We start from the raw sequence: 19,782 nt of genomic DNA, 5'->3' as shown, positions 1-19,782 counted from the left end.
GGGAGGGCCGGACGGATGCAGACGGTTCAGGATCGCGCGCCGCCAAGGCGGGCGACCTCGGCCCTCAGCGCGCCGATCTCCTGCGCCATGGTGTCCAGCCGCCGGATCACCTCGTCGCCGAGAGCGGCCGGTTCGACGGGATCTGCCGTCTCCTTGCCGCTGAGCCTCTTCTCGTCCTGCGCCACGGTGTCGAGCGCGGTGACCACGACGCCGATGAACAGGTTCAGCGCCACAAGCCCCGACAGGACCATGAAGACGATGATCACCACCCAGCCGGACATGAAACCGGCATCCGTCAGCGGCTTGACGATGCTGGCCGACCAGTCGTCGAAGGTCATGGCCTGGAACAGCGTGAAGGCGGAGGCGCCGAGCGATCCGAACCGCTCCGGCAGGGCCTCGCCATAGAGCTTGGTCACGATCACGGCGAAGACGTAGAAGATGAGGAACAGCAGCAGGCCGATCGAGGCCATACCCGGTAGGGCCCCGAACAACCCGCCGACAACCCGCCGCAGCGACAGCACGACCGTGATCAGGCGCAGGATGCGCAGGACGCGCAAGGCGCGCAGCACCGACAGCGAGCCGGTCGCCGGAACCAGCGCGATCCCCACAACGAACAGGTCGAACAGGCTCCAGGGGTCGCGGAAGAAGCGCCAGCCCCTCACCGCGAGCCTTGCGGCGATCTCCGCCACGAAGACAGCCAGGATGACCCGGTCCAGCGCGGCCAGCGCGTCGCCATAGGCATCGCGGACGCTGGCACTGGTCTCCAGCCCCAGGATCACGGCGTTGACGATGATGAGGGCGATGATGGTGCGCTCGAACAGCGGCGCCTCGATGAGCTTGCTCAGGGCGGCAATCATGGGACCCGTCGGACTGGAGAGTGGCGGCGGTCCGCTTTAGCATGGCCAGGCCACGGCTGCCCCGCCCGCAAGCGCCGGAAGGCCTCCGCATTAACCCTAATCGCGGGTTGACGGCCCGGGCGGGTGGCGTGGCGTGGACGCATCGGCGCGGTTCCGACACAATCGCTCAACATATCGTTCATCATGATGGCGGGGCGGGCGCACGCGCCGCCTCCTGTCGCATCGGATCGGACGCATGAACTCCCCGGACCTGGAAGGGCCAGCCTCGACCGCCGGTGGCCCGAGCCTCGCGGACCTGTTCGCCGTGCCGGCCGCGGCGGCGCTCCTTGGCCTGCCCGCTGCCTGGTGGGTCTGGTCGAGGGATGGCTGGCGGCTGATCGCAACCAATGCTGCGGGCGCCCGCGCGATGGGGCTTGCCGACCCCGCCACCGCGATGTCCCGCGCCTATCCGGCCGCCCATCCCTTCGCCGCCCAGATCGTCCGTCTGGCCTCCGGGCTTGCGACCGATGACGGTGTCCGGCCGGGGCGATTGCGTGTGTTCGGCCGTTTCGGCTCGGAGAACGCTGTCGCCGAAGCGCAGCGGATCGCGGTCGGCTCCGGCGAGGCCGTCATCGTGCGGCTTGCCCAGACGGCGGCGGGCGATCCGCAGGCGGTCACCCTCGAGACACTGAAGGCCCTCGGGCTGGAATCCGTGCCGCTGGAGGCGTCGGCGCAGCCGGCCACTCCGCAGGTCGCCGGGGAGGCGGCCGCCGAGATCGCCGCCACAGCGCCGGTCGATCATGAGGCGGATGACGGGGAGCCAATCCGGCAGGAGCCGCCAGAGCTGGCGGACGATCCGGCCGAACCGGTCGATGAACCGGTCGCGGCGCAGGCCGAGAGCGAACCCGTCGAAACCGGTACCATCGAACCCGCGCCTGCCGAAGCCGAGACCATCGAAACCGAAGTTGCAGAGACCGGGACTGCAGAAACCGAGCCTTCCGGGACCGCACCTCCTGCGGATGCCGCCGATGTCGGGCAGGCGCCGGAGCAGCCGGCGTCCGCTCCTGTCGCGGAGGCCCCGCCGGCCGCCGATACCGAAGTGGCAGCGCCCGAGGCGAGCGATCAGGCCAGTGAGCCTGTCGTGCCGGATGCCGGTCAGAGCCCTCTTGCCGACCTGGAGCCCGCTTTGGCGGTCGCGGCCGTCGCGGCTCCTGATCCCGGCCGCGATGCCGGCCTCGCCGTGCCCGTTCGTTTCGCCTGGCGGCTGGATGGCGACGGCCGCTTCCACGGCATCGACCAGCCGGATCTCGCCGCTCCCGACGGCCTGACCCTCGCCGAGGCCACCGCGCGTTTCGGGCTCGATCCCGAAGGGGTTCTGGCCCGGTCGGTCGCTGCCGCCCGCCCGTTCAGCGGCGTTGCGGCCGTCTGGCCGCTCGGCACCACCCGCCGGCTGGCCGTGTCGCTGGCAGCCTTTCCCTCGCTGCGGGAGGGGGCCGCCCCCAGCTATGCCGGCTTCGGCCTGGTCGTGGAGGAACGTGCGCCGGTCTCCCCGGCCGTGCCCGACATGGCCGGACAGGACCAGCCTGACGACCCCGCAGCCGGGGATGACGCGCCGGCGTCGCAGGATCTCCCGCTCCAGCCGCCCGAACACGAGCAGCCCGCTTCCGATCACGCGGAGGAAGACGCGCCCGTCGAGGCCGCGGAAGCCGCAGCCGACGCGCCCGAGGCACCGGTTGCCGGTGAGGAGGCCGCCGAGGCCAGTCCTGTGATCGGGCAGAATGCGCCGGCCACCGAACCCGCCGCGGAGGGTGGCGCCGAGCCGCCTCCCGATGCAGCCGATCCTGCCGAAGCCGAAGCCGAAGCCGAGCCTGCCGAAGCGGAAGCCGAAACCGAAACCGAAACCGAAGCCGAAGCCGAAGCCGAAACCGAAGCCGAAACCGAAGCCGAAGCTGCGATCGCGCCGCCCGCTTTGGTGGCGGACGCGGAGCCCGATCAGGCCCCAGCCGCCGTCGCCACGAGCGAAGCCGCGCCGCCGGACGTTGCGACCGATGACCCGCCGGAGGCGGTCGCCTCATCGCCTGCCGTCACGGAGACCATTCCCCCCGACCCGATGGTCGATGGCGAGGCGGACATTGCACGCCTGCCGGATGGCGAAGGTCGTCCGCACCTGACCGTTCACACCAAGCCGGCCAATGTGGTCGCGCTGCGCTCCTCGGCCGGCGTCGACGTCAAGCGCACCACGCTCTCGCCCGGCGAGCGCAACGCCTTCCGCGAGATTGCCCGTGCGCTCGGTGCCCGCACCGAGGACGACGTGCCGGTCAAGCCACAGGAACCCGTGCCTGCGGCGGATGCCACGGACGCACCGTCCGACACGCCCACGGCAAGCCCCGTGACGAGCGGGACGCCAGCCTCCGTTACCGAGCCGACCGGTCCGGCGGCTTCCCCGGAGCCCGCCGAACCGACCGCAGCGACCGAGACGACCGAGGCGCCGGACGCATCGGTTGCCCCGGAAACGACGGACCTTGCCGGGCCCGACCAGGCCGGGCCGGAAGACGCGTTGGCGCAAGAAGCGACGCCGGACGAGGCGACGGCGGAAGACCCAGCGGCGGAAGACCCAGCGGCGGCAGAACTTGCAGCGGCAGAACCCGCGGCGGAAGAACCCGCGGCGGAAGACCCTGCAGCGGAAGACCCTGCGGCGGAAGACCCTGCGGCGGAAGAACCCGCGGCGGAAGAACCCGCGGCGGAAGACCCTGCGGCGGCGGAAACTCCGGTTGAAGAAACTCCGGTTGAAGACGCACCGACCGACGAAGCCACGCCGGACGACGCGACTGATGCTGCGGCGACGTCGCCCGTCGCCGAGGAGCCGGCGGCCGAACAGCCTGCCGATGGCCCGACTGTCCAGGGGCTTGTCGATGCCCCCCCGGCTCCTGCGGCAGCTCCCCCGGCCTTCGTCGAGTCCGGCACGCCGTTCGGCCCGCTGCCGAGCGCGTTCGGCGCCATCTCCGCGAGTGCCGCGCCGGCCGCTGCCGCGCCGCACCCGTCCCTTGCCCTTCTCGACCGCGTGCCGCTGGGCCTCGTCGTCCATCGCGGCAACGCCATCCTGTTCGCCAATCGCACGCTGCTCGACTGGGTCGGCTTGGCCGACGCTACCGCGCTCGAGGCCGCGGGCGGCATTGCGCGCCTGTTTGCCGGCGACCGGCACGATCCGCGCGGCGACAGCGCCGCGCCGGTCCGGCTGCGCAGCGAGGGCCATGAGACCATGCCCGTCGAGGCGCGCCTGTCGCGCGTCACCTGGGAGGGCGAGCCGGCCTTCCTGTTCGCCGTCACCCGCCTCGCCGACGAGCCTGCCGGCGAGACCGAGACGCTCGGCGAATTGCGCGGGCGGCTCGACGAGGTCGAGCAGATCCTGGACACCGCCACGGACGGCATCGTTCTGGTGACGGCGGACGGCGCCATCGAGAGCATGAACCGCTCGGCCGAGGCGCTGTTCGGCTACGAGGCCGGCGACATGAAGGGGCGCAGCCTCACCGCCCTGTTCGCGCCCGAGAGCCACCGCTCGGTGCTCGACTATTGCGACGGCCTTTTGTCAAACGGCGTCGCCAGTGTGCTCAATGACGGGCGCCAGGTCATCGGCCGGGTGCGGCAGGGCGGGCTTATTCCGCTCTACATGACCATGGGCCGGACCGGCCCGGCCGCGCGGCCGAAGCTTGCGGCCGTGTTCCGCGACATGAGCCAGTGGAAGAAGGCGGAGGAGGATCTTCTCGCCGCCAAGCGGCAGGCCGAGCAGGCCTCCTCGCAGAAGTCGGACTTCCTCGCCAAGATCAGCCACGAGATCCGCACGCCGCTGAACGCCATCATCGGCTTTTCCGAGGTGATGATCGAGGAACGTTTCGGCCCGATCGGCAACGAGCGCTACCGCGACTACCTGAAGGACATCCATGCCTCCGGCGGCCATGTCCTGTCGCTGATCAACGACCTGCTCGACCTGTCGAAGATCGAGGCCGGCAAGCTGGAACTGTCGTTCACCAGCGTCGATCTCAACGACATCGTCCAGTCCACCGTTGCCATCATGCAGCCGCAGGCCAATCGTGAGCGGGTCATCATCCGCTCGTCGCTGCACCAGCGCCTGCCGAACGTGGTGGCGGATGCCCGCTCGCTGCGCCAGATCGTGCTGAACCTGCTGTCGAACTCGGTGAAGTTCACGCCCGCTGGCGGCCAGATCATCATTTCCACAGCGCTGTCGGATGCCGGCGAGGCGGTGATGCGCGTGCGCGACACCGGGGTCGGCATGACCGAGACCGAGCTGAAGGCCGCCATGGAGCCGTTCCGGCAGGTGGCCATCACCTCGTCGCGGGCTGCCAAGGGCACCGGCCTCGGCCTGCCGCTGACCAAGGCGCTGGTCGAGGCCAACCGCGCCTCCTTCGGCATCTCCTCCACGCCCAACCAGGGCACGCTGGTGGAGGTGGTGTTTCCGCCGACGCGCGTGCTCGCCGAATAGGGTCAGGCGCGGCCGCCCCGATGCCGCCATCCCCGTTCGGACGGGATGACAGGCGCTCGCGCCTCGGCTAGCTGTGCCCGCCTGATGCCAATCGCACCTATCGGGGGACACGCCATGGCCGGACCGGCTGCCTACCAGACCCTTCTCGTCGAGACCCGCGGCAAGGTCGGCCTGATCACCCTCAACCGGCCGAAGGCGCTGAACGCGCTCAACAGCGAGCTGATCGGCGAGCTCAATGCCGTGATGGATGGCTTTGAGAAGGACCCCGGCATCGGCTGCATGGTGGTCACAGGCTCCGACAAGGCCTTCGCCGCCGGCGCCGACATCAAGGAGATGAAGGACAAGTCCTATCCGGAGAGCTATCTGGAGGACTTCATCACCACCTGGGACCGGGTGGCCCAGCGGCGCAAGCCGATCATCGCGGCGGTCGCCGGCTATGCGCTCGGCGGCGGCTGCGAACTCGCCATGATGTGCGACTTCATCCTGGCCGCCGACACCGCCCGCTTCGGCCAGCCCGAGATCAAGCTCGGCGTCATGCCCGGTTCCGGCGGCACGCAGCGGCTGACCCGCTTCGTCGGCAAGTCCAAGGCGATGGAAATGTGCCTCACCGGCCGGATGATGGACGCAGCCGAAGCCGAGCGCGTCGGCCTGGTCTCGCGCGTTGTGCCGGCCGAAGGCCTGATCGACGAGGCGGTCAAGGTCGCCTCCCAGATCGCAGACCTGTCGCTGCCGGCGGTGATGATGACCAAGGAATCGGTCAATCGCGCCTATGAGACCACGCTCGCCGAGGGTGTGCGGTTCGAGCGGCGCGTGTTCCACGCCATGTTCGCCATGGCCGACCAGAAGGAAGGCATGGCCGCCTTTGCCGAGAAGCGCCCGCCGTCCTTCACCAATCGCTGAGAGCAACCGGCGCAGGCGCATGGCTGCCGGGCATTCGGACGGCGCGCAGGTGCCCTGCGGGACGGGGGGATGCTCCGGCCGCCGTTCTGCGTCCTCATGAACCCACATGTTCCCCCGGCTTCGGAGATGGTTTCAATGACCGTATCGCTCGCCGATGTCGCAACGGCCCATGCGAGCCGCTACCTGCAGCAGCTCTGCAAGCACTGGAGCCACAAATTCGCGGTCGAGTTCGACGACAACCGCGGACGGGTGCCGTTCAGCGAAAGCGCGGCGCTGACCCTGAAGGCCAATGGCGATATGCTCAGCCTGAGCCTGGAGGCCCCCGCGGACCGCCTGCCGACGCTGGAGGAGGTGGTCACCGAGCACCTCAAGCGCTTCGCCTTCCGCGAGGAGCTCAGGGTTGACTGGCAGCCGGTGGGCTGAACGCCGCATGCCTTGGCGCCCGGCAGGGGCTCGCCGCAGCGCAGCATTCATGGCAGCATCCGCCTTCACACAGCCATGGGCTCGTCCGGGCTGGGGTGAGGGGAGGCCGTATCCATGACCTTCGTCGCCGATCTGCTGGCCAATGTGTCGCGCCGCAGCCGCGAACTGATCGGCTGGCGTGCGGCAGACCCGCGCGGCATGCGGACGCCCGCCGAGATTGCCGGCCTGGCGCGAACCCTCCTCTCACAGCGCGGCGAGGCATCAGGCGTGGCGCTGGCCCGCGACATTCTGGACAGCTACCGCGCGCTCGATGCGGACGGCCGCACCGCCGTGCTGATGCAGTTCGCCGAGGCCTTCGGTGCCGACCGGGCGAAGCTGGAGGCCGCGATTGCCGCCTACCAGGCCGACCCCGGCCCGGCCGCCGCGGCCCAGCTTCACGATGCCGCCGAGCCACGCCGGCAGGAGCTGATCCGCCGGCTCAATCTGGCCCTCGGCGGCACGCAGGATCTCGTCCACCTGCGCGAGGACCTGCTCGAGCGCATCGGAGCCCATCCCGGCCTGAAGCTGCTCGATGCCGATCTCGTTCACCTGCTGTCGTCATGGTTCAACCGGGGGTTCCTGGTCGTGAAGCGCATCGACTGGTCGACGCCGGCCAACATCCTCGAGAAGATCATCCGCTACGAGGCGGTTCACGAGATCCGCGACTGGGACGAGCTTCGCCGGCGGCTCGAACCCGAGGACCGCCGCTGCTACGCCTTCTTCCACCCCCAGCTGGACGATGAGCCGCTCATCTTCGTGGAAGTGGCCCTGACCGCCGATATCCCGGCCGCCATTGCGCCGCTGATCGCCGAGGGTGGCACCGCCATGCCCGCCGAAGAGGCGCGGGTGGCCGTGTTCTATTCCATCTCCAACTGCCAGAAGGGCCTGTCGGGCATTTCCTTCGGCTCCTTCCTGATCAAGCAGGTGGTGGCCGAGCTCAAGCGCGAATTGCCGAGGCTGACCACCTTCGTCACGCTCTCCCCGGTGCCGGGCCTTGCCGCCTGGCTGAAGAAGGAGCGCCGCACCGAGACCGGTTTCCTGCTGGACGACGAGCGCACCATCCTTGCCGCCCTCGACGAGCCGGACTGGCGCGCCGATCCCGCGCGCGCCGCGCGCGCGGACAGGGTTCTGGCGCGCGCCGCCGCCCGCTATTTTCTGACGGCGAAAACCTCCGGCAACCGGCCGCTCGATCCCGTCGCGCGCTTCCACCTCGGCAATGGCGCCCGGCTCGAGCGGGTCAATCCCGGCGCCGACCTCTCGGACCAGGGCCTGGCGCAGTCGCACGGCGTGATGGTCAACTACCTCTACGATCTCGCCCGGATCGAGGACAACCACGAGGCCTATGCCGGCCGGCGCGAGGTGGTGGCGAGCCCGGCCGTGAAGAAGCTGTCCGAGCGCAAGGGCTGAGGGTAACACAGTTACCGCTCTCACCGAGCTGTGCTTTTCGCCGCGCCGCGACCGTCCCTAGGCTCTCCCTGAACCGGGCACACCCAAGATCCGGTTCGAGGGAGGATCCCATGACTGGCCTGTCCTGGCGCCGCAGCGCGGCACTCGTTCCGATCGCAGCTCTTGCAACGCTCCTCGTCTCCGGGCCGGCCATGCCGCAGCCGGCAGAGATGAGCTTCTTCATCACCTCGAACGGTCCCGGCCGCGGCGCCGATCTCGGCGGGCTGGAGGGCGCCGACCGGCACTGCCAGCAGCTTGCCCAGGCCGCCGGCGCCGGGGCACGCACCTGGCGGGCCTATCTGTCGACGCAAGGGGCCGGCGCCGTGAATGCGCGCGACCGCATCGGGGCCGGTCCCTGGCGCAATGCGCGCGGCGTCGTGATTGCCGCCAGCGTCGCCGAACTGCACGGCACCAACAACCTGAACAAGCAGACGGCGCTGACCGAGACAGGCGCAGTGGTCAACGGTCGCGGCGATACGCCGAACCGCCATGACATCCTGACCGGCAGCCAGGCCGACGGCACGGCCATCCCCGGCGAAGCGGACCGGACCTGCGGCAACTGGACACGAAGCGGCGAGGGGTCGGCAATGGTCGGCCACCATGACCGCATGGGCCTGAACACCGAACCGCCGGCCCTGTCATGGAACACCTCGCATCCCTCGCGCGGCTGCAGCCCGGAGGCGCTGCGGGCCACCGGAGGCGATGGCCTCTTCTACTGCTTCGCCGTTCGCTGATCCGTCCCATCCGGCCGCTGGTCCCGCGACAGCGCGGGACCACGCGCGGTCCAGAATACTCGCAAAAGACGAATTGACGGCACAGTAAACTCGTATAACGTGCAGTTCATCATCAGAGCTTGGGCCGGTTGGCGCTCGGGGCATTCGCGCGATGGTGAATACAACCTATGAGGGCATCAGGCGCGAAGAGCTCGGCTGGGGCGACCCCCGTGTCGTGGTCGCCGTTCTCGATGGCGAGGTCGATCTCGGTCATGCCTGCTTTGCCGGGGCGCGGCTGACACGGCTCTCCGCCACCGGGGCCGAAGCGTCCGGCGCCCGCCTGCACGGCACGCATGTGGCCAGCATCATTTTCGGCCAGCCGGGCAGCCCCGTGGAAGGCGTGGCGCCGGGTTGCACGGGGCTGATCGTCCCGGTCTTCCGCGAGACGGCCAGCGGGCTTGCCTGCTCGCAGCTCGACCTCGCCCGCGCCATGCTGGCGGCCGTCGAGCAGGGCGCCACGATCATCAATATCAGCGGCGGCCAGCTCTCTGCCTCCGGCGAACCGGAGCCGCTGCTGGCGCGCGCGGTGGAGACCTGCGCCCGGCGCGGCGTGCTGGTGGTGGCTGCCGCCGGCAATGACGGCTGCGCGTGCCTTCATGTTCCGGCGGCGATCGACGGCGTGCTCGCGGTCGGGGCCTGCGATCACGCGGGCCAGCCCATCGAGGCCAGCAACTGGGGCGCCCGCTATCGCGCGGCCGGACTGCTCGCCCCCGGTGTCGCGATCCTGGGGGCCGAGGCCGGCGGCGGCGTTGTGCGCCGAACCGGCACCAGCTTCGCAACCCCCCTTGTCGCCGGCATCGCTGCGCTCCTCGCCGGTGCCGAGCACGCCGCGGGCCGCACGCCCGATCTCCTGCGCATCCGCGAGGCCCTGCTCCAGTCGGCAGAGCCCTGCGCGCCCCAGACCGCCGCCGGCCGGTGCCTTGCCGGCCGCATCGCCATCAAACCGGCCCTTGCCCTGATCATGGGAGGACAATCAGTGACCGACCAAGCCCTGCATCCGGCCGGACAGGCCGAACCCGGCATCCCGGACCTGCCGCCCGTCGCGGGGCGCTTCTCCGGCCCGCTTGCCCCCGCCGCCATGCCTCTCGCCCCGGGCGTTCTGGCTCAGGGCTGTTCCTGCGGCGGCGAGGGTGGTGCCAATGGCGGCGACCATCACGGCAAGGAGGAGGGCGGCGCTGGCGGCAGTTCCTGCGGATGCGGGGGCAAGCCGGGCGGCTGTTCCTGTGGCAAGAGCGGCCCCCCGCAACTCGTCTATGCGCTTGGCCGGCTCGGCATCGATTTCGGCACGGAGGCGCGGCGCGATTCCTATGCGCAGGCGATGGGAACGGGCATGCCGGAGGACCCGCAGGCCCTGCTCTCGCATCTGGCTGATGCACCCTACGATGCCAGCGGCCTGATCTGGACCCTGAACCTCGACGCGACGCCGATCTATGCCGTGCAGCCCGCCGGGGCCTTCGCCGCGATCGGCTACGACCGGCTGCGCGAATTCCTGTCCGCCCAGATCGGGGAGGAAGGGGCCGAACTCGTCTCCGTGCCGGGGGTGGTGGCAGGCTCGACCCGGCTCATGTCCGGCCAGGTCGTGCCGGTGCTCGCGCCGGCGATCCGCGGCTTCTTCTGCTGGAAGTCGAAGCCGCTGGTCGAGCTTGCGCTTGGCGTGCTGCCGAAGGGAGCCGAGGCGCAGGCGGCCTACGAGAAGCAGTCGGCCGGCGTCCTCGATTTCCTCAACCGCGTCTATTACGACATGCGCAACCTCGGCATCACCGCCGAGGAGCGGGCCATGAACTACGCGGCCACCAATGCCTTCCAGATCTCGGAAGTGATCGCCGGGGCCAGCCGCGCCAATCTCGATCTCGATGGCCTGGCAGTGCGCAAGAGCCCGGTCTGCCGGCCGGATTCCGACTGCCACGACGTCGAGCTCTCGTTCTTCGATCCGGAGAACACCAACCGGGCGAGCCGCATCTACCGCTTCACCGTCGATGTCAGCGACATCATCCCGGTGACCATCGGCACCGTGCGCAGCTGGACGCGGAGGATCTGAGCCATGGCCAGGTCCCAGCGAATGCGGAAAAGGCGCAGGGCCCCTCTCCCCCGGATGCCGCGCCAGACGCCGCCGGTGGCGCGCGGCCCCTCGTCCCACCGCCTCGTCGGCCTCGTGGGCAGCGCGGCACTGGCCTGCGAGCAGGTCTGCTCCCGTTTCAGGGGCGTTCCCTACGACATCTGCCTTGCCGAGTGCCGGCGCCATGCCGGCCGGATCGCCTGACCTGCACTGGTCCGCCGCGGCGGACCCTACCCGAGGAGAAGACCCATGCGCCTCCCACGCCAGTCTCCCGCCGTCCTCCGGCACCCGAGCCCCGCCGCCCTGTCCGCCGATGTCGGCGCTTCGGGCTGCAACCTGTTCAAGAAGATCCGTTGCGCCGCCGCCGTCGCCGCTTGCGTGGCGACCTGCGCCGCCGGACCCCAGGCCTGCATCACCTGCTTCGCCTCGCTCGGCATGGGTTCCTGCATCGATTGCTTGTGAGGTTCGTGCATCCGCCGCTGCGGGAGCGGCGCGTCACCAGACCCGGAGCCGGCGTCCCGGGCCGGCCCGACCCGCGAGGGAGACCACGATGAGACTGCCCCAACAGGCCCGGCCCGTCGGCCGCTCCACCAGCACCACCCTGTCCATCGACGGCGTGCGTCCGTCCTGCTGCCCGGGTGGCGAGACCTGCATCGGCAAGTGCGTTTTCGGGCGGTGCCTCGGCTACTGCCTGCCGATCCCGCTCTGAACCCCCGGTTCTGGCTGCCGCCTCAATCCCGGACCGGCCCGCCGATCCTGGCGGTGCCGGTCTGGCCGTTGTCGCGCAGCCAGCGCAGCGCGTTCGGGCCGGTGCGGGTCAGCCGGAAGCAGGATGTGGCGCCGTCATACCAGCGCTGGAACCGCTGGCACAGGCGGTCGCCGTCGATCCACCAGCGGCCGGTATCGCGCGGGGCGAGCCAGCGCCCGAGGCCGAGGGCCTCGCCGTCGCCGTCGACGCGGCCGCCGGGGCGATAGTTGAGCGGGAACTCGCCGCCGAACGGCGTGGCGAGGAAGATGTTCCGGCCGGCAATGTCGCGGCGGATATCCTCGCCGGACATGGGATTGGCATGCGCCGCAGTCAGAGGCGCTGCAGCGGCGGCGGCCGAGACGACGAACGCGAAAATGGCGGCCCTGACCATGGTCAGTCTCCGTGGGGTCGTGCTTGACATGATCAATGCCTTACGTGCCAGGGGACGCACCGGATCAGTCGCGTGCCGCAGACCCCGCCGATGCCGCCTGCGCCCCACGCAGCGCGACCTTGCACGGCAGGCCTTCGCTTCGCGGTGTCGCAGGGTTATGGGTGCGGTCGTCCCCGCGCTGCCGTGAAAGGCCTGCCCATGACCGTCGGTTTCCGCATCGCGCCTCTGGCCCCGCCCGTCGATCCGGCGCTTGTCGAGGCGTTCCGCGCCATCCCGGCCTCCATCGTCAGCGATTGCATGTCGCGCATGAGCGCCAGCGGCGCCGATATCCGCCCCCGGCATGCCGGGGGCGCCATGGCGGGCACGGCGCTGACCGTGCTGACCCGGCCGGGCGACAACCTGATGCTGCACAAGGCCATCGACATGGCCCGCCCCGGCGATGTCATCGTCGTCGACGGCGGCGGCGACCTCACCAATGCCCTGATGGGCGAGATCATGCTGACGCTGGCCGCCCGTCGCGGCGTGGCAGGCTTCGTCATCGACGGCGCCATCCGCGATCTGGATGCCATCGCCGCCCAGCGCCTGCCGGTCTATGCCCGCGGCATCACCCATCGCGGGCCCTACAAGGAGGGTCCCGGCGAGATCAACACGGTGATCCAGGCCGGCGGCATGGTGGTCCATCCGGGCGACCTGGTGGTCGGCGACGGCGACGGCGTGATCGCGCTTCGCCCGGCCGAGGCACCCGCGATCCTCGCGGCGGCCCTGGCCACGGTCGCGAAGGAAGAGGCCATGCTCGCCGCCATCGCCGCCGGCACGCTCGATCGTGCCTGGGTGGACGAGACGCTCAAGGCGCGCGGCTGCGCCGTCTGAGGCGCGTCAGGCAAAGGGCGCGCCGCCCGCATCCGCGCCAGTTGCCTAAATCTCCAACGCCACTTTTCAGGCATCTGCCGCCCGTCGCGGCAGGGCCCTTTTTCCTTTCCAAAACCGCATGGCAGGTCCGCGGAGGCGCGACGGTTCGTCCCGCCGCGATGCATTGACTTGGGTCCGAGGCTAAGTCCTACTGTTCAATATACCGGCACCCTGTTCCAAATAATGGAACTTCTTGATGAGCCTCGCCAACGCCGCCGCTGTGCTCCACTGGCTGAAACGCGGACGCCCCGACGTCGCGGTGGTGGAACTGTCGACGGCCATGGGCTGGCCGAAGAGCACGGCGTCCCGCATCCTCAAGGACATGGCTAGGCTCGGCCTGCTGGAGCGCGACGAGACCACCCGGCGCTATCGCCCCGGCCTGCTGATGCTGGAACTCGGGCGCGCCTATGCGGCCAGCGATCCGGTGCTGGAGGCGGTGGATGCAGAACTGCAGGAGATCACCCGCCGCACCGGCTATTCGACCGGCATCTCGATCCTCGACGGCATCGACATCGTGGTGCTGCGCTCGCGGCCCGGCACGCACCCGCTCCGTGTCGTCACTCCGCCCGGCACGCGCGGGCCGGCCTGGGCCAATTCCACCGGCCGGGTGCTGATGACGCTGCTGCCGGATGCCGAGATCGCCCGTCGCTTTGCGGTCTTCCCGCCGCGGCCGCGGCCGAACGCGCCGGGCACGCTCGAGGAGCTAATGGCGCGGGTCGTGCGTGCCAAGGCGCGCGGTTATGACGAGTCCGACGATGAATCCCTGCCGGGCCTTGCCGGCATTTCGGTTGCCGTCGAGGACCATGACGGCAAGAGCGGTTTCGCCCCCTACATCGCCTATTCGGCCTCCCAGGTGGAGCCGAAGGAACGCGCCGAGCTCGCCGCGCTGCTGAAGGACATGGTGCTCAGGCTCGACGAGCGGTTCGGCCGGGCACAGGCGCCGCGGAGGCTGGCCAATGGCTGATGCCGTCCGCGCCGCCGTTCTCGCCGGGCCCACGCCGGCCATGCCTGTCCGCCGCGGCCCGGCCATGTCGCCGATCGCCTGGGCCCTCGGCCCGGCCGTCCTGCTCTTCGTGCTGTTCTTCCTGCTGCCTTTCGGCACGATGGCGCTGCTGTCGGTGCTGACCGGCAATCCCGCGGTGCAGCCGAACGTCACCTTCACCACCCGGCACTACGAACGCTTCTTCTCCGACTCGCTATATTTCGAGGCGCTTGTCGCCACCCTGCGCATCGGCGCCATCACCACGCTTGCCGCCCTCGTCATCGGCTATCCGCTGGCCCATCTGATGGCGCGCACCCATTCGCGCCTCGGCCATGCCCTGCTGCTGATGGCGGTCATCGCGCCCATGCTCACCGGCATCGTGGTGCGCACCTTCGCCTGGATGACGCTGCTGCAGGACCGCGGCGTCATCAATGCGACCCTGATGTCATGGGGCCTGATCTCGGCGCCGCTGAAGCTGATGTACAACGAGTTCGGCACCATCGTCGCCCTCGTCCACATCTACGTGCCGTTCATGGTGCTGACGCTGACCGGCGTCATCGGCCGCATCGACGAGCGGCTGGAACAGGCCGCCCGCAGCCTCGGCGCCAGCCGCACCCGCGCCTTCCTGGAGGTGACGCTGCCCCTGTCGCTGCCGGGCATCCTCGCCGGATCTCTGCTGGTCTTCGCGCTGTCCATCAGCGCCTATGTGACGCCGTTCCTGCTGGGCGGCACCGATGTCCTGACCCTGCCGATGATGATCTACCAGCAGGTCAGCGCGAGCTTCAATCTGGGCTTTGCAGGGGCGCTGGGCGTCGTGCTGCTGGCCGTCTCGCTGGTCGTGGTCATCGCCTACAACAATGTCCTCGGTCGCTTCGCCGGCGGGGAGAAGATGGCATGAGCACGCGCCGCACCGATCCCGGACGCATCGCCTATTTCGCCGTCAACGGTGCGATCCTCACCTTCCTGCTGGCACCGATCGCCATCATCGTCGTCTTCGCGCTGAACCCGACGCCCTATATCGCCTTCCCGCCCGTGGGCGTCACGCTGCGCTGGTTCGAGAAGTTCTTCACCTCGCCGGAATTCATGGACTCGCTGCTGCTGAGCCTCCAGGTGGCGCTCATCGTGCTGGTCCTGTCCATGCTGATCGGCGGCCTGTGCGCGCTGGCGCTGGCGCGCGGCAATGTTCCCGGCGCCCGGCTTCTCACCGCCTTCTTCATGTCGCCGCTCATGCTGCCTGCGATCCTCACCGGCCTCGCCCTGTTCCAGCTCTACCTGCTGATGGATATCGGCCGGCCGATCTGGGGCCTGGTCATGGGCCACACGCTGGTGGCCGTGCCCTATGTCCTGAGAACCACGCTGGCGGTCCTGCACAATTTCGACCGGCGCATCGAGGAGGCGGCCGCCGTGCATGGGGCGAGCCCCACGCGGGTGTTCTTCGAGGTGACCCTGCCGCTGATCCGGCCCGGCGTCTTCGCCGGCGGCATCTTCGCCTTCATCGTTTCATTCGACCAGTTCCCGATCTCGCTGTTCCTGGTCATGCCGGGCGGCGAGACCCTGCCGGTCGTGCTGTTCAACTACATGAAGTTCGACCTCGACGGGGCGATCGCCGCCGCCTCGATGGTGTCGATCCTGATGGCCGTCACCGTGGTGGTGATCCTGGAGAAGGTCATCGGGCTGAAGGCCTACGCAAAGCTGTGAAGCAACCCGCCGGAACGGCGGCCAGAACCAGAGGTGGAGCCATGACCATGAACCGACGCAGCCTCCTGCAGACAGCCGCCGGCACGGCCGCGCTCGCGCTCGCCGCTCCGCATGTCGCCAGCGCGCAGACCCCGGTGCTGAAGATCACCACCTGGGGCGGCAAGTGGGGCGAGGTGATGAAGGGCGACGTGCTGCCGGCCTTTGAACGCGAGTTCAAGTGCACCGTGCAGGCCGACCAGGCCTTTCCCTTCCTGCCCAAGCTGCAGGCGAGCCCGCGCGCCAATCCTGTCTATGACGTGCTGCACGCCAATTCCAACGAACAGTGGAAGGCGCTGGAGTTCGGCATCGTCGAGGCCAAGCTCGACGTGAAGGACGTCCCCAACCTCAAGGACGTCTATCCCTATGCGATCAGCGACAAGATCGTCGGCGTGTCGATCTTCACCTCGGCCATCGGCCTCGGCTTCCGCACCGACAAGGGTCTGACCAGGCCCACCTCGTGGAAGGATCTGGCCGCCCCCGCTCTCGCCGGCCAGCGCGGCGGCTATCTCATCCCGGTCAATTCGCTCGGCCAGGCCCATCTGATGATGCTCGGCCAGATCTACGGCTCGGGCATGCAGGACCTCGATGCCGCCTACAAGGCGCTGGAGGCCCTCAAGCCCATCAAGCTGTTCGATTTCACCGGCCAGATGGAGCGGGCCCTCCTGTCGGCCGAGGTCTCCATGGGCGTCATCCATGACAGCGGCATCTACCGCTATGACGGCACCGGCGAGCCGGTCGACTTCGCCATTCCCTCGGAGGGCGTCGTGGCGCTGGAGCAGGTGCTCAACGTCACGCCCGGCTCGCGCGTCAAGCAGCTCGCCTACGCCTATATCGACTACATGCTGCGCCCCGACGTGCAGAAGAAGCTGGCCGAGGCGGTCTGGTACTCGCCGTCCAACACCAAGGTCCAGCTCGACGCGAAATATTCGGCGCGCCTGTTCAACACGCCGGAAAAGGTCTCCCAGCTCATCCAGCCCGACTGGAAATGGTACAACGCCCGCAAGGACGACATCGACATGCGCGTGGCGCGCATCCTGAGGGGCTGATGACCACGCAAGCCTCATCCCCGGCCGCCATCGGGCTCGACGACATTTCCAAGAGCTATGACGGCCGGGTGCGCGCGGTCGATGCGGTCTCGCTGGACGTGAAGCCCGGCGAATTCTTCTCGCTGCTGGGCCCGTCCGGCTGCGGCAAGACCACCACGCTGCGCATGATCGCCGGCTTCGAGACGGTCGATACCGGCCGCATCCTGGTCGGCGACCGGGACGTCACCGACGTCCCGGTCCACCGGCGCGACATGGGCATGGTGTTCCAGTCCTATGCCCTGTTTCCGCACCGCACCGTGACCGAGAACGTCGCCTTCGGCCTGCGCATGCGCAAGGTGCCGAAGCCTGAGATCGACCTAAGGGTCCGCGACGCGCTGGCCATGGTGGCGCTGACGGGCCTCGAGGACCGCCGGCCCGGCCAGCTTTCCGGCGGCCAGCAGCAGCGCGTGGCGCTCGCCCGCGCCCTCGTCATCCGCCCGCCGGTGCTGCTCTGCGACGAGCCGCTCGGCGCGCTGGACCGTAAGCTGCGCCAGCAGATGCAGTTCGAGCTGAAACAGCTGCAGAAGGAGCTCGGCGTCACCCTCGTCTTCGTCACCCACGACCAGGAGGAGGCGCTGGCGATGAGCGACCGGATCGCGGTGATGAATGCCGGCCGGATCGAGCAGGTCGGCACGCCGGAGGAGATCTACGACCGGCCGCGCACGCGCTTCGTCGCGGACTTCATCGGCGAGATCAACCTGATCGACCGCCCCGGCGGCCGGACGCTCGCCGTCCGTCCGGAGAAGATCAACCTCGTCGCGCCCGGCGCCATGATCGACGGCACGATCGCCAGTCTCAGCTTCCTCGGTGGCCAGACGCTCTACCGCGTGGCGCTCGCCGACGGCCGGCAGATGCTGGTCAAGGAAACCAATGCCGGCGGGCGGCCCGCGCGCGCCACCGGCGATGCGGTCGGCCTGACCTGGGCACCCGCCGATGCCGTCGAACTGGAGGCCTGACATGTCCCGCACCCTCGGCATCGCCACCATCGGCCAGTCGCCGCGCGACGACATCGCCGCGCTGTTCGCCGCCCATGCTCCGGCCGGAACCCGCGTGGTGCTGCGCGGCTGCCTCGACGGCCTGAGCGACCAGGCGATCGCCGCCCGGCCGCCGGAGAGCGGCGACGACACGCTTTACACGCGCCTGCGCGGGGGCGCGGACATCAAGATCTCCAAGAAGCACGTCATCGAGCGCGCGCCGGCCGTGCTGCGCCAATTGCGCGAGGAGGACGGCTGCGATGCCATCGTCTTCGCCTGCACGGGCGATTTCCCGCCCATGGAGGGCGATGCCGGCGTGCTGTTCCCCTCGCGGGTGCTGAACGGGCTGGCGAGCGCGCTCCTGCCGGAGGGGCGGCTCGGCATCCTGCTGCCGCTGCCCGAGCAGGTCGGCAAGCTCACCGCCAAGTGGCGCCGCCAGGGCCTCGAGGTGATCGGCGAGCCGCTGACCCCCAGCGCCAGTGCCGAGGAGGCGGTTGCCGCCGCCGAACGGCTGAAGGCCCACGCCCCGGACCTCGTCGCCATGGACTGCATGAGCTACGGCCCGGCGCTGAAGGCCGCGGTCAAGCCGGTGCTGGGCGTGCCGACCATCCTCGGCATCACCGCCACCGCGCGGGTCATGAACGAGCTGCTGTCGTGAGCGGTGCACAGAACGTGGACCTGCCCTCGCTTGCCTGTCCGTCATCCCCGGCCGAGCGAAGCGAGGGGAAGGGGATCCAGAGCCTTCAAGCCACCGCCGCCGTCCCGGCTTCGCTGTGGCCCCCCTTGCCTCGGCCTCGAGGCATCGGGCGAACGCACGATGCGTTCGCGTCTCGCTTTCGGGCCTCGCCGGGGGTGACGGGCCTGCCCCTCGGTCGCTTGTCCGCCCCATTCCCTATCGCCTACTGCCCGCGTGACCTGACCCGCCCATGACAGACCTTCGCGACATCACTCTGGACGACATCGAATCGCTTGCCGTCGGCGCCTGGATTCTCGGCACGGGCGGGGGCGGAAGTCCCTATCTCGGGCTGCTCAACATGCGCCAGCTCTATGCCGAGGGCATCCGCGTGCAGCTTCTGCAGCCGGACGACCTCGCCGACGACGACTGGGTCGCGGCGGTGTCCAACATGGGCGCGCCCCTCGTCGGGCAGGAGCGGCTGACCGACAGCCGCACCATCGCCCGTGCAGTCTCGCTCATGGAGGACCATACCGGCATCCGCTTCCGCGGCATCATGGCGCTGGAGATCGGCGGCGGAAACGCAATCCAGCCGCTTATGGCCGCTGCCCGGCTGGGTCGGCCTCTGATCGACGCCGACATGATGGGCCGGGCCTATCCGGAAGCCCAGATGACCTCGGTCGCGGTCGGAGACCTGAAGCCCTGGCCGCTCTCCACCGTCGACTGCCGCGGACTGGAAGCCGTGGTCCAGACGGTTCCGACCTGGAAATGGATGGAGCGGGTCAGCCGCAAGATCTGCGTCGAATACGGGTCGATTGCCTCCACCTGCAAGGCGCCGCGCACCGGCGCCGAGGTCAAGCAATGGTGCATTCCCGGCACCACCACCAAGGCCATCAAGATCGGAACCGCGGTGCGCGAGGCCCAGCGCCGCCACGAGGACCCGATCGACGCCATCCTCTCCGTCGAGCCCGGCAAGATCCTCTACCGCGGCAAGGTGACGGACGTGGAGCGGCGGGCGACGGAAGGCTTCCTGCGCGGCCGCACCCGCTTCGACGGCGTCGACGGCTGGAAGGGCACGGCCCTGGAGGTCGCCTTCCAGAACGAGTGGATCGTCGCCTGGCAGGACGGCGAACCCATCGCCATGTCGCCGGACCTCATCTGCGTCCTCGACACCGTCACCGGCGAGGCCATCGGTACCGAGACCATCCGCTACGGCCAGCGCGTGACCGTCATCGCGCTGCCGACCTCGGAGGTGTTCCTCACCCCCAAGGGCCTGCAGCATGTCGGCCCGCGGGCCTTCAACTACGACATC

19 protein-coding genes are annotated in these 19,782 nt (G+C 69.6%); 17 read left to right on the top strand and 2 right to left on the bottom strand.

What is annotated here, in order from left to right; genetic code table 11:
• Positions 1 to 26: 26 nt before the first annotated feature.
• A complete protein-coding gene (locus ACTIFS_RS00095; RefSeq protein ID WP_439571992.1) occupies positions 27 to 857 on the bottom strand; it encodes an ion transporter in 831 nt (276 codons plus the stop codon).
• A gap of 235 nt (positions 858 to 1,092) precedes the next feature.
• Here ACTIFS_RS00095 and ACTIFS_RS00090 point away from each other — a divergent pair, with 235 nt between their 5' ends.
• From ACTIFS_RS00090 to ACTIFS_RS00050, 9 genes are all read left to right on the top strand, one after another.
• The gene (locus ACTIFS_RS00090) at positions 1,093 to 5,334 is read left to right on the top strand and encodes an ATP-binding protein (protein ID WP_439571991.1); all 4,242 of its coding nucleotides are present in this window, start codon (positions 1,093 to 1,095) and stop codon (positions 5,332 to 5,334) included.
• A 114-nt stretch (positions 5,335 to 5,448) separates the two neighbouring features.
• Positions 5,449 to 6,234, top strand: coding sequence for an enoyl-CoA hydratase (locus ACTIFS_RS00085; RefSeq protein ID WP_439571990.1), 786 nt, complete (start codon positions 5,449 to 5,451; stop codon positions 6,232 to 6,234).
• A gap of 135 nt (positions 6,235 to 6,369) precedes the next feature.
• Complete coding sequence (locus ACTIFS_RS00080; RefSeq protein WP_439571989.1) at positions 6,370 to 6,657, top strand: DUF2218 domain-containing protein; 288 nt, start codon at positions 6,370 to 6,372, stop codon at positions 6,655 to 6,657.
• A gap of 114 nt (positions 6,658 to 6,771) precedes the next feature.
• Complete coding sequence (locus tag ACTIFS_RS00075; RefSeq protein ID WP_439571988.1) at positions 6,772 to 8,103, top strand: malonyl-CoA decarboxylase; 1,332 nt, start codon at positions 6,772 to 6,774, stop codon at positions 8,101 to 8,103.
• Positions 8,104 to 8,213: 110 nt separating this feature from the next.
• Positions 8,214 to 8,876, top strand: a complete 663-nt coding sequence (locus ACTIFS_RS00070) for a lectin (protein ID WP_439571987.1) — start codon at positions 8,214 to 8,216, stop codon at positions 8,874 to 8,876.
• Positions 8,877 to 9,027: 151 nt separating this feature from the next.
• Entirely contained in the window at positions 9,028 to 10,953 is a 1,926-nt protein-coding gene (locus tag ACTIFS_RS00065; RefSeq protein ID WP_439571986.1) for a PatA/PatG family cyanobactin maturation protease, read from the top strand.
• A 54-nt stretch (positions 10,954 to 11,007) separates the two neighbouring features.
• Positions 11,008 to 11,175 carry a hypothetical protein gene (locus ACTIFS_RS00060; protein ID WP_439571985.1) on the top strand — a complete coding sequence of 56 codons (168 nt, stop codon included), beginning with the start codon at positions 11,008 to 11,010 and terminating at the stop codon, positions 11,173 to 11,175.
• A gap of 45 nt (positions 11,176 to 11,220) precedes the next feature.
• On the top strand, positions 11,221 to 11,433 hold the full coding sequence (locus tag ACTIFS_RS00055) for a hypothetical protein (protein ID WP_439571984.1): 213 nt from the start codon (positions 11,221 to 11,223) through the stop codon (positions 11,431 to 11,433).
• An 88-nt stretch (positions 11,434 to 11,521) separates the two neighbouring features.
• Positions 11,522 to 11,680 carry a hypothetical protein gene (locus ACTIFS_RS00050; protein WP_439571983.1) on the top strand — a complete coding sequence of 53 codons (159 nt, stop codon included), beginning with the start codon at positions 11,522 to 11,524 and terminating at the stop codon, positions 11,678 to 11,680.
• Positions 11,681 to 11,702: 22 nt separating this feature from the next.
• Here ACTIFS_RS00050 and ACTIFS_RS00045 read toward each other — a convergent pair whose 3' ends face one another.
• Positions 11,703 to 12,110, bottom strand: a complete 408-nt coding sequence (locus ACTIFS_RS00045) for a hypothetical protein (RefSeq protein WP_439571982.1) — start codon at positions 12,108 to 12,110, stop codon at positions 11,703 to 11,705.
• Between the two features lie 198 nt (positions 12,111 to 12,308).
• Between ACTIFS_RS00045 and ACTIFS_RS00040 the strand changes: the two genes are divergently transcribed.
• The 8 genes from ACTIFS_RS00040 to ACTIFS_RS00005 form a co-directional block, all read left to right on the top strand.
• Positions 12,309 to 12,980: an RraA family protein gene (locus ACTIFS_RS00040; protein WP_439571981.1), complete on the top strand. Its 672-nt coding sequence runs from the start codon at positions 12,309 to 12,311 to the stop codon at positions 12,978 to 12,980.
• Positions 12,981 to 13,215: 235 nt separating this feature from the next.
• Entirely contained in the window at positions 13,216 to 13,983 is a 768-nt protein-coding gene (locus ACTIFS_RS00035; RefSeq protein ID WP_439571980.1) for an IclR family transcriptional regulator, read from the top strand.
• A gap of 40 nt (positions 13,984 to 14,023) precedes the next feature.
• Positions 14,024 to 14,899, top strand: a complete 876-nt coding sequence (locus ACTIFS_RS00030) for an ABC transporter permease (RefSeq protein WP_439572483.1) — start codon at positions 14,024 to 14,026, stop codon at positions 14,897 to 14,899.
• Positions 14,896 to 15,699, top strand: a complete 804-nt coding sequence (locus ACTIFS_RS00025) for an ABC transporter permease (RefSeq protein ID WP_439571979.1) — start codon at positions 14,896 to 14,898, stop codon at positions 15,697 to 15,699. The genes ACTIFS_RS00030 and ACTIFS_RS00025 overlap by 4 nt, the downstream gene beginning before the upstream one ends.
• Positions 15,700 to 15,740: 41 nt before the next feature.
• Positions 15,741 to 16,784 (top strand): extracellular solute-binding protein, encoded by a 1,044-nt coding sequence (locus ACTIFS_RS00020; protein WP_439571978.1) that lies wholly within the window; start codon positions 15,741 to 15,743, stop codon positions 16,782 to 16,784.
• Positions 16,784 to 17,779 carry an ABC transporter ATP-binding protein gene (locus tag ACTIFS_RS00015; protein WP_439571977.1) on the top strand — a complete coding sequence of 332 codons (996 nt, stop codon included), beginning with the start codon at positions 16,784 to 16,786 and terminating at the stop codon, positions 17,777 to 17,779. Before ACTIFS_RS00020 ends, ACTIFS_RS00015 begins: the two co-directional genes overlap by 1 nt.
• Position 17,780: 1 nt before the next feature.
• Positions 17,781 to 18,455 (top strand): AroM family protein, encoded by a 675-nt coding sequence (locus ACTIFS_RS00010; RefSeq protein WP_439571976.1) that lies wholly within the window; start codon positions 17,781 to 17,783, stop codon positions 18,453 to 18,455.
• 268 nt (positions 18,456 to 18,723) lie between these two features.
• On the top strand, positions 18,724 to 19,782 hold a 1,059-nt coding region (locus ACTIFS_RS00005; RefSeq protein WP_439571975.1), incomplete at its 3' end, for a DUF917 domain-containing protein.

Origin of the sequence: Phreatobacter sp. (assembly GCF_051860605.1) — a bacterium.
GTDB lineage: Bacteria > Pseudomonadota > Alphaproteobacteria > Rhizobiales > Phreatobacteraceae > Phreatobacter.
The sequence above is the reverse complement of the archived record's forward strand: the minus strand, read 5'-3'. Positions and strand labels throughout refer to the sequence as shown.